The 15355-nt window shown below is 62.3% G+C and carries 14 protein-coding genes; 3 read left to right on the forward strand and 11 right to left on the reverse strand.

Features of this window, described 5'->3' with window-relative positions:
* Positions 1-127: 127 nt before the first annotated feature.
* From F8A90_RS04670 to F8A90_RS04705, 8 genes are all read right to left on the reverse strand, one after another.
* Positions 128-1174: an asparaginase gene (locus F8A90_RS04670; protein WP_200019210.1), complete on the reverse strand. Its 1047-nt coding sequence runs from the start codon at positions 1172-1174 to the stop codon at positions 128-130.
* 102 nt (positions 1175-1276) lie between these two features.
* The gene (gene pcp / locus F8A90_RS04675) at positions 1277-1936 is read right to left on the reverse strand and encodes a pyroglutamyl-peptidase I (RefSeq protein ID WP_200019211.1); all 660 of its coding nucleotides are present in this window, start codon (positions 1934-1936) and stop codon (positions 1277-1279) included.
* A 75-nt stretch (positions 1937-2011) separates the two neighbouring features.
* Positions 2012-2923 (reverse strand): DUF979 domain-containing protein, encoded by a 912-nt coding sequence (locus F8A90_RS04680; protein WP_200019212.1) that lies wholly within the window; start codon positions 2921-2923, stop codon positions 2012-2014.
* Positions 2920-3693: a DUF969 domain-containing protein gene (locus F8A90_RS04685; RefSeq protein WP_200019213.1), complete on the reverse strand. Its 774-nt coding sequence runs from the start codon at positions 3691-3693 to the stop codon at positions 2920-2922. Before F8A90_RS04685 ends, F8A90_RS04680 begins: the two co-directional genes overlap by 4 nt.
* A gap of 367 nt (positions 3694-4060) precedes the next feature.
* Positions 4061-5251, reverse strand: a complete 1191-nt coding sequence (locus F8A90_RS04690) for an MFS transporter (protein WP_233593445.1) — start codon at positions 5249-5251, stop codon at positions 4061-4063.
* Between the two features lie 227 nt (positions 5252-5478).
* Positions 5479-6093 (reverse strand): hypothetical protein, encoded by a 615-nt coding sequence (locus F8A90_RS04695; protein ID WP_200019215.1) that lies wholly within the window; start codon positions 6091-6093, stop codon positions 5479-5481.
* Between the two features lie 250 nt (positions 6094-6343).
* Positions 6344-6958, reverse strand: coding sequence for a CBS domain-containing protein (locus tag F8A90_RS04700; protein WP_166019319.1), 615 nt, complete (start codon positions 6956-6958; stop codon positions 6344-6346).
* Between the two features lie 343 nt (positions 6959-7301).
* Entirely contained in the window at positions 7302-7802 is a 501-nt protein-coding gene (locus tag F8A90_RS04705) for a hypothetical protein (RefSeq protein ID WP_131431471.1), read from the reverse strand.
* A 707-nt stretch (positions 7803-8509) separates the two neighbouring features.
* Between F8A90_RS04705 and F8A90_RS04710 the strand changes: the two genes are divergently transcribed.
* The 3 genes from F8A90_RS04710 (at position 8510) to F8A90_RS04720 (ending at position 11324) form a co-directional block, all read left to right on the forward strand.
* Entirely contained in the window at positions 8510-9694 is a 1185-nt protein-coding gene (locus tag F8A90_RS04710) for a GGDEF domain-containing protein (RefSeq protein WP_200019216.1), read from the forward strand.
* Between the two features lie 87 nt (positions 9695-9781).
* Positions 9782-10417 carry a hypothetical protein gene (locus F8A90_RS04715; protein ID WP_166019321.1) on the forward strand — a complete coding sequence of 212 codons (636 nt, stop codon included), beginning with the start codon at positions 9782-9784 and terminating at the stop codon, positions 10415-10417.
* A 367-nt stretch (positions 10418-10784) separates the two neighbouring features.
* Positions 10785-11324: a glycine zipper 2TM domain-containing protein gene (locus F8A90_RS04720; RefSeq protein WP_043331847.1), complete on the forward strand. Its 540-nt coding sequence runs from the start codon at positions 10785-10787 to the stop codon at positions 11322-11324.
* 135 nt (positions 11325-11459) lie between these two features.
* Here F8A90_RS04720 and F8A90_RS04725 read toward each other — a convergent pair whose 3' ends face one another.
* From F8A90_RS04725 to F8A90_RS04735, 3 genes are read right to left on the reverse strand one after another with little or no spacing between them, the layout of a single operon-like run.
* Complete coding sequence (locus tag F8A90_RS04725) at positions 11460-12155, reverse strand: PqiC family protein (RefSeq protein ID WP_200019217.1); 696 nt, start codon at positions 12153-12155, stop codon at positions 11460-11462.
* Between the two features lie 11 nt (positions 12156-12166).
* The gene (gene pqiB / locus F8A90_RS04730; protein ID WP_200019218.1) at positions 12167-13801 is read right to left on the reverse strand and encodes an intermembrane transport protein PqiB; all 1635 of its coding nucleotides are present in this window, start codon (positions 13799-13801) and stop codon (positions 12167-12169) included.
* A complete protein-coding gene (locus F8A90_RS04735; protein WP_200019219.1) occupies positions 13798-15285 on the reverse strand; it encodes a paraquat-inducible protein A in 1488 nt (495 codons plus the stop codon). The genes pqiB and F8A90_RS04735 overlap by 4 nt, the downstream gene beginning before the upstream one ends.
* Positions 15286-15355: the final 70 nt, after the last annotated feature.

Here is a 15355-nt window from a genome sequence, read left to right on the forward strand (position 1 = left end):
GTCAGGTACGCCTGACGGGGGCTTTCTGTTATCTATCGGCCAACCATGGGGCTGTTAGCGCGCTGATCAGCGGCTAGAATTCAGCGCTCAGCGACAAGAGTTCAGCGACCCGCGGGGTCGCCAGGTCTCACAGCAGGCCGCTGGCGCGCTCGCCCACCAAGGGCATCAGGAAGCGTTCCCGCTGCCAGTCCTCATCCTGATCGAGCGCCACCAGATGCAGCAGTTTGGTGAAGGTCGCTTCCAGCGTCATGTCATCGCCTGACAGCACACCGATGGTGGCCAGACCTGCACCGGCTGCATAGTGGCCGATGGTGACCGGCCCGTGCGGACATTGGCTGATACCGGCCAGCAGCTTGCCTTCGCCACGTGCATCGGCCAATACCCCTAGAAGCTCGCTGTCTTCCGGCAGATTGCCGCTGCCCCACAGCTCCAGTACGGCGCCCTTGACCTCCGGGCGCATCAACTGCACACGCACGCTCTCGGCGCTGATGCCGGGGTAGAGCGGCAGGCGAATGATGCTGTCCTTGCCGAGGCGAGCATAATCGGGCAGCTCGAAGGCGGGGCCCTGGTCATCCATCAGGCGGCCGGGGTAGAGCACGACGCGGTCATCGACCCATTCGCCCAGCAGCGGCGCATTGGGCGTGGTGAAGCCGCGGTGGTCCTGGGTGTACCACTTGCGGGTGCACACGCCACGCAGCAACTGCCCGCCGAAGGCGACCACGACTTCATTGAGGGTCGGCTGGGCGGCGGCGGTGAGCGCCAGCTCGACATTGTCCAGCGCGTCGCTGTGCTCGGCTTCCAGCGGCAACTGTGCGCCACTGACGATCACCGGGCGCGCGGTACCCTTGAGCTGGAAGGCGAGGCTGGAGGCAGTCCAGGCCAGGGTGTCGGTGCCCTGCAGCACGACGAAGCCATCGAAGCTGTCGTAGGCGTCCGCGATCTGGCTGGCGATGGTGTGCCAGTCCGCCGGTGTCGCGGAGGAGGAGTCGATCAGCTGCGGAAACTCGCGCAGGGTGAAGGCGGGCAGACGGCCACGACGGCTGGGGGGCAGTTGTTCCAGTGCTGCACGCAGACGGGCATCGAAGTCACCGGCAGGTACCAGTCCTTGTTCACTTTCCACCATGCCCAGCGTGCCGCCGGTATACAGCACCAGGATGTGCGTCTCGGGAGTCATCGTGTCCACCTGCCAGAAATGGGAAAGCCGGCATTGTAACGCATGCCGGCTTGCAGGGGAGCTGTCGGAGTCGGGCGCTCAGCCGCGACGCGCGGGAGATGCTCAGCTGATATTGCCACCGCCGATGCGCGCATCCTCCTGATGGGACATGGCGCTGACGCACATCACCCGCACGCCTTCGAGCATGCTTTCAAGACTCATGGTCGGCAGGCGGCCATCGACACTCTGCTCGGGCAGCGCCGGGATATGCACGAAGCCTGAGCGGATGGGGCTATCCGCCAGATGACGCTGCACCCCATAGAACAGGTGGTTGCAGACGAAGGTGCCTGCCGTGTAGGAGACGCTGGCGGGAAGGCCCGCCGCCTGGAGGTCGTTGACCATCGCCTTGATCGGCAGGGTGGTGAAGCAGCCATCCGGGCCATCGGCCTCGATGGGCTCATCCACCGGCTGGTGGCCGCCGTTGTCCTTGATGCGATAGTCATCCAGGTTGATGGCGACCCGCTCCGGCGTGATGGCGCTGCGACCGCTGGCCTGGCCGAGCATGATCACGGTGTCAGGGGCGTGCTCGCCGATGGCCTCGATGACGCTGTCAATCGCGGCGTAGCGTGTCACCGGCACCCGGCAGGTGATGATCTCGAAGCGCTCATCGGGCTGGTCCTGCAAGACCAGTGTCTGGCCGTCCAGTTGCTCGATGATCTTGAGGGCGGGATTGACGCTATCCGTGCCGAAGGGCTCGAAGCCGCAGAGTAGCAGACGACGCATGATGAAATTCCTTGGCTGGCATCGATCACCGCGGGTCACTCTGGCGGTGATCGATGCGCGGGTGGGAGTGGGAGATCAGAAGGCCAGCAACAGCATCAGGCTGATGTTGGCGGCCAGCATGATCAGCGCAGGCAGTATCTGTGCGCGAATGATGTGGTAGCGGTCATCCAGTTCCAGCAGGGCGGCCGGCACGATGTTGAAGTTGGCAGCCATCGGCGTCATCAGCGTGCCGCAGTAGCCGGACAGCATGCCCAGCACACCGACGATGGCCGGGTTGCCGCCATGCAGCGCGATGACCAGCGGATAGCCGATGCCGGAGGTGATGACCGCAAAGGCCGCGAAGCCGTTGCCCATCAGCATGGTGAATACGGCCATGCCGACGCAGTAGGCAATCACGCAGGCGATCAGGCTGGTATCCGGCACCACGCTCGAGACCAGCCCGGCGATGGTCTGGCCGACACCGGCCTGATCGAACAGCAGACCGAGGGCGGCCAGGAATTGCGGCAGGATGGCGGCCCAGCCGATGGCATCGGCCAGACGGCGACCTTCCTGCATGCCGGTCGCCGGACTCTCGCGCAGCAGCAGCAGCGCCACGGCAAAGGCCAGCACCGTCGCGACGCCAAGGCCGACCAGCGCACTCTGACCTGTCGTGAGGGTGTAAAGGAAGGTGCCGACCGGAATCACCAGCGCGGGAATGAACAGGCGCGACCCGAGACGCTTGCGGCGCGCCTGACGCGCCTCATCGCTCAACTGGCCGTAGTTGCCGAACCCGAGCTGGCCGGTGGCAGCCAGCAGGGCCAGCGCCAGCATGGCAATACCGACCACGACATCGGGTAGCCACTGACCAAATGCCAGGCTGATGCCGAAGATCATCCAGAAGGCACTGGTGCCGAGTCTGCGCGGATGATCACGATCGGTGAGCGTCAGGACGGCAAAGGCCATGATGGCGAAGCCGGTAATCAGGTAGAGAGCGTCGATACCGTTCATGAGTGGCTCTCCGTCGCGGAAGTGGTGAAGGTGTCCTTGCCTGGTGTGGCGTTGGCCTGGCCGGAGGGCTGGGGATACTCCTCGCGCAACAGCTGATGTTCACGGCGAATGCGTGCGTCCAGCCGGCGGCAGAGCACGAAGACCACCACCAGTGACACCAGCGCGGTGGGAATGGCATACAACGCCATGTCGGCCAGGCTGACGCTGGCGCCGCTCTTGTCGAGCACGCTCTTGATCAGCAACAACCCGCCGGAAGCCACGAAGATCAGCTGGCTGAAGAAGTTGCCGAAGTTCTCGCTGACAGCATTCAGAACGCGTATGCGTTGGCTCAGGGTCTTGAAGCGTGGCGAGCTCAGCGCCTCTTCGGGGAGATCACGTTCGGCGGCGCCGACTGACATCGGGGCGACCAGCGGTCGAATCATCGCCGGGTGACCACCGAGCTGCAGGCCGAAGGCATTGGTCGCCTTGCGCAGTACCAGGTAGCTGAAGGAGATGCGCCCGGCGCTGGCGGCCCGCAGCTTCTGGACCAGATGTTCGGCCTGATCGCGCAGGCCATTGCGCTCGAGCAGCCCGATCACCGGCAGGGTGATGATGAACAGCGAGACGGCGCGGTTGTCGGTAAAGGCCTGACCGAGCGCGGCGAGAATTTCAGTGGGTGACATGCCGGCCACCAGGCCGGAGGAGAAGCCTGCCACCAGCACCACCAGCAGCGCATTGAGGCGCAGCGCGAGGCCGATGACGATGATGGCAACGCCGATCAATGACAGCATGAGGTGTCTCCCGAGCAGGGGGAGGACAATTGAATCCTTTCGAAGGACATGAGCCTGTGCCTCTGGGTGTGAGCTTGTTGTTATGCGGGTCTTGTTGCGAAGCGGGTCGAACATTGCCTGGCTATCTGAACGTTGCCGAGCCGTTCGAACATGGCAGTGCCGTTCGAACATGGCAGGACGCAATGTTCGTTGCTTTACAACGAGAACTCAGAGGGTAGAGCGACACCAGAGGAATCCAAATGAGACATTCGGAATATATAAATTTCAACGACAAGTAGTATCGATAAAATCTATCATCCAAATATGAATGACAGATAATATTGATACCTTGCTGGGGCCTTGCCACACCCCGTGGGGGGAGAAGATGTCAGCCATCGACCACTTCGGTGCTGCCATCCTCGCGCAGGCAGATACGGCGGCGCTTGCCGACCTGATAACCAAGCATGGCGGCGCTCAGCAGGATCAGCGCGAACAGCGACGCGATCACGCGCAGGTCGGCCGTGATTTCCAGCAGGATGCCGACGGCGAGTGGCCCGAGGGCGGCCAGCATGTAGCCGGTGCCTTGTGCCATGCCGGAGAGGGCGCCCGCCAGGCGTGCATCGGAGGTGCGCAGCACCAGCAGCGTCAACGCCATCGAGAAGCTGCCTCCCTGGCCGAAACCGAGCAGCACGGCGAACAGCCAGCGCAGGGACAGTGGCCCGATCATCAGTCCCAGCAGGCCGAAGGCGGTACAGGACAACAGCAGCAGGATGGCGGGGCGCTGGTCGCGCCCCATGCGGCCGATCACGGGGGCCAACAGGGCGGTGAGCACCTGGGCCATCACCGAGGCGGCCATCAGCCAGCCGGATTCGATATCGCTCAGGCCGCGCTGCTGGAGCAGGAAAGGCAGCCAGCCAAAGACGATATAGGCCAGTGAAGACTGGCAGCCCATGAAGAAGGTGACCTGACGGGCCAGCGCCAGGTGCCACAGGCGAGGGGTGGCCTGCTGATGGCTGGTCATCTTCTCTGGCCACGGGTGGGGCATGCTCAGGCGCCAGGCGGGAAGCGCGATCACGACAAGCAGCGCCCAGCAGGCCAATGAGGCTTGCCAGCTGTCGAGAAGGTTGGCCAGTGGCACGCTGAGTCCCGCGGCCAGCGCCGCACCAAGACATAGCGCCATGGTGTACACGCCGGTGAACAGGTCGGCTCGCTCAGGATGCTCACGCTTGACGATGGCGGGCAGCAGTGTGCCGGCGACGCCGATGCTGCCACCACATAACAGGGTGCCGAGATAGAGCAGTAGTGCCATGTCACTGGCCCGCAACCACAGGGCGATGCCGAGAGTGACCAGGGCAAGGCTGAGGGTGCGCTCTACCCCCAGGCGGCGGGCCAGGCGCGGCGCCAGTGGGGCGAACAGCCCCAGGCAGACGACGGGCAGTGTGGTGAGAAGGCCCGCTGCCAGCGTGCTCAGGCCCAGGTCCTGGGTGATGCGATCCAGCAGGGGCGCCAGGGATGACAGCGCCGGACGCAGGTTCAGGGCGACCAGAATCAGGACGAGCAGAAAAAGGGATGCTGGCATTCGGCGCATGAGGAAACCTGAACGAGAGGACAGGTCTGTGAGAATACCGGCATATGCTCAGGCTGTCTTGCCGCGAGCCGCTCTTCCTCTCACCGGGCTGGACAGCAGAACGCTCGGCAATTGCCGAGCGTTCTGTCTCAATGCGTCTGTCTCGATGAGCCTTTCTCACTGCATCAGTCCTGGCTCAATGTCCCGTCGCGATGCGCCGCTTGCCGGTACCTGAATGATCAGTACTTGGGCTCAAGCTCCAGCTCGCGTGTCGTACTATCGACCCTGCGTGCTGCCGCGCGTTGACGCGTCGTGGCGCCGTCGGCATGCACATCGTGGCCGCGGGGAGCGACATTGCGCCATGCGGGCGTCTTCTGCAGGCGCTCGGCATTGGCGCGTGCCGTATTGGAGACTGGCTGGCGACTCGCCTTGGCGCGAATCAGGGTCATGTCCTCAGTGCTCAGCAGCATGCCCTGGGGCGTGCGCTCCAGCACGAGATGGCCACGGAAGTGCCAGCAGCGCATGGGGGTATGCGCGACACGATAGCGATGGCCAGCCACCTCCAGCGAGATGGCTTCCTTCGGCTGGCAGCCAAGGGGATGCAGAGTCACTTCCTCCAGCAGCACCAGACGATTGAAGTCGTCCGGCTGAAGTACCTGATTGCCATCATGCATGCGCACCGGGAAGGCATGGTTGTCACGCTGCAGCTCACGCCGCTTGTGACTGACGCTGCCATTGCCTTCCACGATGCCGGCACCACACACATGCACGAGCTCGCCATCAATCTGTTTGATGACAAGCACCTCGACGTGGCGCTGCTTGAAAAGATGATCACGCAGTGAGCGTAATGGCATGGCTGAAATCCTCATCTACACCATCCGTTGGCTGAGTATATCCGTCAGAGCCCGAGTCATCTCTCTGACCGACAGGCGCTTCCATGCTGCCTGCCAAGTGATATCTCGCGCTGATAGCCACATCATACGCCGTTTGTGAACATTTTTCCCGAATCAAGCACCAGTCTGGGGATAAATCATCTTGTCATGACACGTCTTCATGACAGCTCGGTCAGGCAGATGACTGAGAGCACTGCATCCTCGTGTCGGGTTACTCATACTTGCCCAGCACGGCCCGGCAGATGTCAGCGAAATTGCGTGCTTCCGGCGGGTGTTCCAGGTTGAGCCCCAACGCCTTGCCGACGCGGGAAGCGGCGACCAGGCCACGCACGCTGGGCTTGCCATCGTCGCCCTGCTCGGTCACCAGCAGGTGGGATTCACCGCTCTGACGCAGCGTCTCGACCAGGTCGCCCACGCGGGCGCGCTTGAGCACGGCGAGAGGAATGCCCTGCAGCTCGGCGCGGGGGATCTGCACCATGTCGGTAGTGACTTCGTCGCGCTGAACATTGAAGCGGGTCATGGCGCGCATCACGACTCGGCCACCCTGCAGTTCTCGTGAGGTCACCACGCCGGTGAAGGTGCCATCATGATCGTGGACCAGCAACAGACGCACCCCCGCCTGTTTCATGGTCGCCAATGCCTGACCGATGGAGGCGCTGCCCTGAATGCTGCGACCGGCGGTGACGGCAAAGTCCGTCACCAACTCACTGGCTGGGCTGTCCATGGTGATGTCGCCGATAGGCTGCAAAGGCAGGCGAGCAGAGGTGACATGAGAGAGCGTTTCGACGTCGAGGGTATGATAAGCCGACGGTGCAATGGCATTCATGGACTGACTCCTGTAATCGGATGACGAGCATGTTCTGGGTACTGTGAGTCAGGTGAGAGCCAGGAGTTTCCTGCACGATGGGTAACCTCAGGTTGCTACTGTCGCAACATTGGCAAGGATTTCGATCTATCAGGTCAATATCTGTCGCTATCTGTGCGAGAAAGGAAATGGATAGATTCCATTTCGGAAACAAATGCTCCCCCGGCAGATCGGCATTGGCATGAGTCAGCAGTTTCCCGGCCCCTGACGGCAATGATGCCCACTGCACGAGGCGAGAGGGCATCATTGAGGCGGTTCAGGGAGTTATCCCTTCATCAGGAGCTGGCGTGTACGTCTGGGTGCGTCACACCCACTGCTTGAGGTCGCCGCGTACGGCATCCAGGAAGGTGATGAAGTCCGTCTGGTCGTCGGCGTCGCAACGGTCCACCTTGCAGGCCAGCTTCATCTTGGTACCGGCGACGATTTCGTCATACACCTCGAGCGTGAGTTTCTCGACGCTGGCATCGGCGGGTTCCTGCTCGCCATCCAGCAGGCTGAACGTCGTCATCAGTGTGCCGCGAAGACGCGTTGTGCCGCCTTCCGCGACCACACGACGCACCTTGAGCCAGCCTTCGCGCACCATGATCTCACCCTGCGCATCGCGTTGCTTGTAGATGGTGCGATAGCATGCATTCTCGGAGACGCCCTTGGCGGCCATGCTTTCGTAGGCCTTGATCATGCGCGTCGCCATGGTGCCAGCTTCGGCGATCTTGCGGCGGGCAGCACGATGTTCACGTTCCAGGCGGTCTTGCTTGGAGAAACGCTGCCACAGGTGGAAGTCGCGTGTCAGAGTGGTCGCGTCCATTACAGTCTCTCTTCTCTAAAAACGGCGGGGAAAAGTGGGTGGCGGCTACTGCCATGTCCAGGCGCTGATGGTGTCACGAAGGCGGGCGATTGTCTGCCCGGTTCTTGCCTCAGACGTCGAGGAGGGTCCGAGTGCCAGGTGGTGTGGGTCATGCAGGCTGGCGGCGAGATGTCAGTATTGCCATGCTCAAGAGTACCATTGACTGGTCACGGACTATTTCCAGCCCGGTCATCATCACGACTGAAATTAGGGCTTATATACTGCCTGAAAACCTTCGAGCACCCCCCACAAGGCACACTTTGTGAGAATCTTCGACTGCTGATCCTCGAGACTGCTGATGCTTCACGCTCAGGCGCCTGCTACGTGAGCCACGCCGCTGTGATGGGATTGCCAGTCTCGCAGGCGACGACGGCTGGTACACGTGGAACACATGCCTGACTACGTGCATGCCTTGAAGGATGCGCAATGCAAATGGCTGTCACGTTCCATACAGCAGCGTGAGATAGAATAGACAGGTAAAATCATCAGGTGGCGCGCAGCGAAGGCACATGGGAAGTGCCGTAAATGAGGAAGGAATCATGGCGAAAGCAGATCGCCGTCGCAAACCGGGAAGTCGGCAGGGTGTCTTGCGCACGGTAAACATGAAGTGGCGGTGGCCAGCTCCGGCGGGGCTGGCTGAGCGGCACCTCGTGCTTTATCAGTTGTTCATGTGGATCTATATCAGTGCGCTCGGCTGCCAGCTGGGCTACTTCGCTCTGCTGGGCCTGCAGCCTTATCCGCAGCCGGTGGTGATCAATGTCATCGGCGTCCTGCTCAATGTCTTGGCCATCCTGTTCCACCGCAAGGGGTACATGAACACCGCGTTGCTGTTGCTGGTGGTGCCGATGTCAGCCAAGGCGGCATGGTGGGAATACCAGTTCGGCGCCGAGGGTGGCTTCGAGTATTTCCACATCGTCGCCATCTTCTTCATCTGTATCGCGTCCTTGTCACGCATTCAACGACTATTGTTCAGTGGTGCCCTGCTGCTGTTCTACATCGGCGCTCAATACCTCACCAGCCCGGTCTATATCGTTTCCTACGAGTTCATGTCGTTGGCCAGTGTCGTCAACCTGGTGATTTCCGTCACCTTCATCGCGGTGGTGGCCGTGCAGATCGGGTGGGAGGCTGAGCAGCGCGAGAAGCGCTACCGTCGTGACTTGCGCCATGACCAGCTGACGGGGGCGCTGTCTCGTTTTGCCTTGCTGGAAGAGGGGCCGCGTCTGCTGAGTCGTGGTGGCCTGGGGGTGCTGATGATCGATGTCGATCACTTCAAGGCCATCAACGATACGCAAGGGCATGCGATTGGTGATGAGGTGCTGATAGAGCTGACACAACGACTACGTCACCACCTGCGTGGCAGTGATCAGTTGTGCCGCCAGGGGGGAGAGGAGTTCGTGGCCCTGTGTCCGACGGAGGACCGAGAGGGGCTCCAGCATGCAGCCGAACGCTTGTTGCTCTCGATCAACAGTCGTGCTTTCACGCTGAGCAACGGCCAGCTGCTGCGGGTCACCATCAGTATCGGTGTAGCCCAGGGCGGGCCAGCCGCTTGCGCGGAATCACTGCTGCCGGACCTTCTGCAGCGTGCCGATCAGGCCATGTACCGTGCCAAGCGCGAAGGACGCAATCGAGTGGTGACCGTCTGGGATACGCCCGATCACGGCGCAGCCAGTCTCGATCAGATCGAGCCGTCTGATCACGACCACAACCCCGACAGCCTGGCCATGCCTGGCACGCAGCACCTGGATACTCCAGGCAATGGATCAGGCGAAGCGGCCTCGGCCCCCAGTCGCTCTGATGTCAGTCACCATGACGATGTGCGGACCGCCGATGAGGTCTATCAGTGGAAGCGCTGACGCAAGGATGATGGCTTTGCCATTTCACCTCATTGGGCGTGATATCCGTGCGTGATCCACGCTCTCACCAAGTGGAGAGACAAGTTGATGATGGATTCCTGTGGCAGCATTTCACGCCAGGTGTCGCGCCGGCTCTTGCGGGGACTGCTGGTGGCGGCGCTGGTCAGTGGTATGCCGCTTGCGGCGGTTCAGGCGGAGGAGTCGACGAATGCTGCGGCGTCTTCGAGTGACGGGCAGGCGCCCCGGGCGCAAGTGATTGCCGACCCGGCGACACCCTCTCTGCCGCCCGCCGCCAAGGCCAACAACAGCATCTTTCGTTGTATGCAGTCGGGTGTGCCCACCTGGCAGCAGCAACCTTGCCAGCAGGGCGATACCCCCGTCACGCTGGATGACTCGCTGACGGTGGTGCCCGCCGCTGACGTGATAGCAGAGACTTCAGGCGAAGACCCGACCGCGCAGCGCCTGGCGCGTGAGAAGGAGCGTGCCCTGGCCGCACGTGAGGAGAGTCAGCGCCAGTACCGCATTCGTTCAGCACTGGATGATGGCTATCTGGTGCAGGGCATGAGCGAGGCTCAGGCCATCTCGTTGCTGGGCAAGCCCAGTGATATCAGCGAGACGATTGCCGATGACACGTCCTGCCGTCTGCTGAATTGGTGGGAAGATGTCCGCGTGCAGTTCTGCAACGATGAAGCCGTGTCCATCACTGCCAATCAGCTGGACTGAGTGACTTGTGTCAGAGTCATCAAGGCAAGGGCCGGTGCGAGCTGAGGCGCTCGCACCGGCTCTGTTCGTCCTGTCCGGCTCGTACAGCCCGCGTCAGCGCCAGGACGATGAGCGGGGTTTTCTGGTCGCAAGTCTGCTTGCCAAGAAATTGCTAATATAAGGCATGATCTAGCGTAAAACCCGGCTTTTCGCGTCCCGTGTTGCGAAATGGCGACGACCGGGTGGTGAAGTTGCCACATTACCGAGTTTATCGAACAGTGTTAGATTACTCTCCGAACGCAGCGGCCAGCCCCTCAAGTGTTATCCAGAGGCATGGCTGACTGGCCGACGAGCCAGGCTGCAACATTATTCGGTGAGGAGAACACGCATGAACAAGTCCATCCTGATTGGCGCGATCGTTGCTGCACTGGGCATTGGTGGTGGAGTGGCGATCGGCAGCTATACAGCCAGCAACTCAGGGCCTGAATACGCCGATATCGTGGCGGTAGATGCCGTGACGGAAACCGTGACCACCCCGCGCGAGGTCTGTCACAACGAGACCGTGACGCACCAGGCACCCAGCAAGGATACTCACAACGTCGTCGGCACGGCCGTCGGCGCGATCGTCGGCGGTGTGGTGGGCAATCAGTTTGGCGGTGGCAATGGCAAGAAGGTGCTGACAGCCGCGGGTGCCGTGGGTGGCGGCTATGCCGGCAACCAGATCCAGGGTCAGATGAAGAAGGGCGACACCTATACCACGACCGAACAACGCTGTGAAACGGTGCAGGACGCGTCAGACAAGGTGGTTGGCTACGACGTCAAGGTCGACATGGGTGACGAGACCCGCACCGTGCGTCTCGAGGACAAGCCGGACGTGAAGCGTTTCGAGATCCGTGATGGTGAGTTGGTACTGCCCCAGCAAGGCTGAGGCCAGCTAGCCGCCAGACCAGAAGACCCCCGACGGAATCCGTCGGGGGTCTTCTGGTTTCTGGACATCCAGTTCTCTGGGCATCCAGCCGTACCCTGTTTTGTCAGTCTGTCAGACCGTCAGGTTCTCAGGTCGTCAGCTGGCATCTCCCGTGGTGGGCAATGCCTTGGCGATCTCACGTGCCAACTGCTCGCCGGTCACACGCCAGCCTTCGCCCAGGCTATTGACCAGCGCCGGATAGCCGTCGTCCGTCAGGGGAGTCAGCGTCTGGATGTCGCCTTCCTCCAGCACGCTGCCATCCACGCCGCGCAGGCGCCAGCGACCGGTGATGACGGACTGGCCATCGTGGCGACCGATGAAGCGATCCAGGGTGACGCTCAGGCGTGCGCCCTTGAGGCCGCTCAGGCTGGTGTCCGCGATGCGATACTGGCTCAGCGGCTGGGCGGGGCTGGCCTTGAGCTGCGTCAGCAGCTGGCGGGTCAGCATGTCTTGCAGGTCATCGGCCCACAGGTTCTGGCTGGCCTGTACCAACGTGATGTCATCCGTCTGATACACCAGGCTACCGCCTTCCAGATAGCTGGCCAGTTGCACCGGCATCACTTCCAGCAGAGGGGCATCGGCGGCAACGCTGCGCTGGGCGGCGGCCTGTGTCGTCTGTGGCAGCAGGTAAGCGCCACCAGTGGCGGCGGTCGTGCAACCCGCCAGTGTGCCAAGCATCAGCAAGCCTGCCATCAGGCCGCCGAAGCGGCCCTTGTGCGACGTAGAAGTGCGCGGTGAGGCAGGCACGCTGAACGCTTGTGACATGGCTGCCGTGCGGGTCGAGAGACTCATGGCTGTCGTCATCATTGGGCCCTTGGAATTGGATCGCGAGTGGTCGGCTTGTCGAAGATCAGGCTGGAGGGATTCTTCTCCAGCGTATCGAGCAGCGGTTCCGCCTTCTTGAGCACACGGTCCAGACGTTCGAGATCGCCTTCCAGCTTACGGTAGGCGGAAGACTCCGGCGTCAGGCCATCCAGGGTGCGATTGAGGTTGTCGATACTGGTGCTGATATCGCCCGGCAGCTTCTGCACCTCGTCGGAACCCAACAGGGCGTCGACATGGCCGGCGGTCTTGTCGAGACGCTTCACGAGGCTCTCGGAGGCCGACAGGGTCTTGTTGAGATTGCCCAGCACCGGCTCGATGTCCAGGCCATTGAGCTTGTCGAGCAGCGCATTGAGCTTGGCTTCCATCTGCGCGAGGCCGCCTGACACGCTGGGCATGACCTCGATGTCATCGAAGGTATCGGTCTTGTACGGCGGAGGATTGTCATAGAAGTCCAGATCGACGAACAAGGCACCGGTCAGCAGGTTGCCGGACTTGAGCGTCGCGCGCAGACCACGCTTGAACAGTCGCTCCAGTCGCTTCTCCCACTGCTTGACGCCTTCATCATCGACCTGCCCCTCGAGGCGTTCCGGTTCGATGCGAATCAGCACGGGAATCTCGAAGCTGGAGAGCGTGCGTACCCGCTGATGGGTCAGGCGGTAAGGCACGCTGACCACCGTGCCCAGTCGCACGCCGCGGAATTCGACCGGTGCACCACGCGACAGGCCGCGCACGGTATCGTCGACCATGATCACGTAGTCGATGGCCTGATGGAAGCTGCCTTCACGGGCCTCTTCCTGATCGGAATACAGGGTGAAAGAGGTGTTCTCCACCACCGGGCGGCCACGCGGCAGGTCTTCGGGAATGCCGAAGGCGACGCCACCGCTCAGTACGCTTTCCAGTGAGCCGACATCGACCTGCAAGCCCTGGGAATCCAGACGCAGGCTGACCCCGCTGGTGGACCAGAAGCGCGTGGTGGAGGTCACCAGCTCGTTGTAGGGCGAGTCGATGTACAAGGTGTAATGCATTTCCTTCTCGCTGGGGCGGAACTCGCTGGATTCCACGCGCCCCACGACGAAGCCCTCGTAGGTGACGGGGTCGCCATCGGAGAGCACGCTGCCATCGTTGCTGGTGAGGTCGATGCGCAGTCCCTTGGCGTCCTGCGTTGTCACCGGCGGTTGCTCCAGGGCCACGAAGTGGTCCTCCTCATCACGACTGTCACCGGGCTGAAGCTGAATATAGGCACCTGACAGCACGGTGTTGAGGCCACTGATGCCCTCGCGACCGATGCGCGGTTTCACGACCCAGAGTCGCGAGTTGGCATTGAGCATGCGCTCGCTGTCCTTGGACATGCGCGCGGTGACGATGGTCTTGTCGAGGTTGTCCGAGAGGCGTACGGATTCGACCTTGCCGACCTCGACATTACGGGTCTTGATCAATGTCTTGCCCGCTTCGATGCCTTCCGCCGTCTCCATTTCGATCGTGATCAGCGGGCCACGGCTGGCGTAGTTATGCCACACCATCCAGGCGCCGATCAGCAGGGCCACGATCGGGACTATCCAGATCGGGGAAAGGCGGCGTCGACTTTCACGACGTGCGCGAGAATCATCACTCATAAGTCATCCTGTGAGGCGGCGGAAGGGGGATTGCGGGAGCGGGTCGGAGTCGTGAACGGAGGCGTGGCCTGCGAGGACGAGGCAAGAGACGCGGAGCCCGTCAGCGGTGTCAGCGGCAGATCACCGAACAGCGTGTTCGCCATCATCGTCTTCTCCGCCTCGGTGTCCCAGACAAGGCGCGGGTCAAAGCTCAGCGCCGACAACATCGTCAGCACCACCACGCAGGCAAATGACAGCGCAGCGGGTCCCGGGTGGACCGACATCAGCGCACCCAGCTGGATCAACGCGGCCAGCAGCGCCACCACGAAGACATCGACCATCGACCAGCGTCCGACATATTCGGTGATGCGGTACAGGGTTACCCGCGCCCGCGCATGCTGCACCTGCGGGCGCTGGGCGCTGATGCACAACCAGGCGATGGCGATCATCTTCGAGGCCGGCACCAGGATGCTGGCGATGAAGATGACCATCGCGATGGGCCAGTCACCATGTGACCAGAGCACCACGATGCCACCGGCAATCGTCTGCGGGTCGTTCTCCCCGAGACTGACCGTGGTCATGATCGGGAAGACATTGGCGGGGATGTACAGAATCGCCGCCGCGATCAACCACGCCCAGGTGCGCTGCAGGCTCTGCGTCTTGCGCTGATGGACAGGGTCGCCACAGCGGCGGCAGTGAGTGTGAGCCTTTCGTTCGCCGCAGGCATTGATCAGACCGCAGCTATGGCAGCTGGCCAGCCCCTGCAAGGCGGCACCGATGCCCGGCAGCGTACCGCTGGGGGCTGCTGGCTCACCCGCCAGGGCGAACCACATGCGATCCCCATCGATGCTGGCCAGTGTCTTGGTCATCAGCAGGGCGAAGGCGCAGAACGCCCAGAAGGATGGGCCGAAACTGATATCGGCCATGCCGGCGATCTTGACCAGACTCACCATCACGCCGACCAGGAAGACATCTGCCATCATCCATGGGCGCAGATGGCTCAGGGTGCGCGCAATGCCGCGAATGCCCGGCAAGGGCAGTTTCAGCCCGATGGCCGCATGGGTATAGATGACACCCAGCAAGTAGAGCGCCGGCAGCATCACGATGGTCAGAATCAGCAGTACGGCCAGTGAAGGATAGGACTCGGCCGTCAGGGCGGCTGGCGTATCGATCAGGCTGAGGCTTGCCGAGATGCCACTGGTGGCAAAGGCGATGAACTCGAAGGGCAGTGTCAGCACCAGCATCACCAGGCACGCCATCGCCAGTGCCAGTGTGCGTTGCACGGCGTGGGCATGGCGCTGGGCGAACAGGTGATCGCAACGCGGGCAGCGGGCGCGCTCGCCGGCCTTGAGCGCCGGCAGTGCCACCACGAGGTCGCAGCACTCGCAGGCACGCATCCGCCGCCGTGACACGCCTGACGTGACAGGCGCGAACACCTGAGGCGGGTCACGGGTTTCAAGGGTGCGCCGGGTGTAGCGGCGCAGGGCAGCAAGGGGACGAGGCATGTCGCTCCAGCGGGATCGGGTGGTGTATAGCCGTGCCATACATATTCGGGCCATGCACAGAGGCTTGGTC

The organism is Cobetia sp. cqz5-12, assembly GCF_016495405.1.
Taxonomy (GTDB): domain Bacteria; phylum Pseudomonadota; class Gammaproteobacteria; order Pseudomonadales; family Halomonadaceae; genus Cobetia.

Bases quoted from the DNA above. Each gene is read 5' to 3' on its own strand.
- F8A90_RS04695 (WP_200019215.1), bottom strand. From the start codon at position 6,093: ATGCCATTACGCTCACTGCGTGATCATCTTTTCAAGCAGCGCCACGTC.
- F8A90_RS04720 (WP_043331847.1), top strand. From the start codon at position 10,785: ATGAACAAGTCCATCCTGATTGGCGCGATCGTTGCTGCACTGGGCATT.
- F8A90_RS04690 (WP_233593445.1), bottom strand. From the start codon at position 5,251: ATGCCAGCATCCCTTTTTCTGCTCGTCCTGATTCTGGTCGCCCTGAAC.
- F8A90_RS04715 (WP_166019321.1), top strand. From the start codon at position 9,782: ATGATGGATTCCTGTGGCAGCATTTCACGCCAGGTGTCGCGCCGGCTC.
- pcp (WP_200019211.1), bottom strand. From the start codon at position 1,936: ATGCGTCGTCTGCTACTCTGCGGCTTCGAGCCCTTCGGCACGGATAGC.
- F8A90_RS04735 (WP_200019219.1), bottom strand. From the start codon at position 15,285: ATGCCTCGTCCCCTTGCTGCCCTGCGCCGCTACACCCGGCGCACCCTT.
- F8A90_RS04710 (WP_200019216.1), top strand. From the start codon at position 8,510: ATGTGGATCTATATCAGTGCGCTCGGCTGCCAGCTGGGCTACTTCGCT.
- F8A90_RS04700 (WP_166019319.1), bottom strand. From the start codon at position 6,958: ATGAATGCCATTGCACCGTCGGCTTATCATACCCTCGACGTCGAAACG.
- pqiB (WP_200019218.1), bottom strand. From the start codon at position 13,801: ATGAGTGATGATTCTCGCGCACGTCGTGAAAGTCGACGCCGCCTTTCC.
- F8A90_RS04725 (WP_200019217.1), bottom strand. From the start codon at position 12,155: ATGAGTCTCTCGACCCGCACGGCAGCCATGTCACAAGCGTTCAGCGTG.
- F8A90_RS04705 (WP_131431471.1), bottom strand. From the start codon at position 7,802: ATGGACGCGACCACTCTGACACGCGACTTCCACCTGTGGCAGCGTTTC.
- F8A90_RS04680 (WP_200019212.1), bottom strand. From the start codon at position 2,923: ATGAACGGTATCGACGCTCTCTACCTGATTACCGGCTTCGCCATCATG.
- F8A90_RS04685 (WP_200019213.1), bottom strand. From the start codon at position 3,693: ATGCTGTCATTGATCGGCGTTGCCATCATCGTCATCGGCCTCGCGCTG.
- F8A90_RS04670 (WP_200019210.1), bottom strand. From the start codon at position 1,174: ATGACTCCCGAGACGCACATCCTGGTGCTGTATACCGGCGGCACGCTG.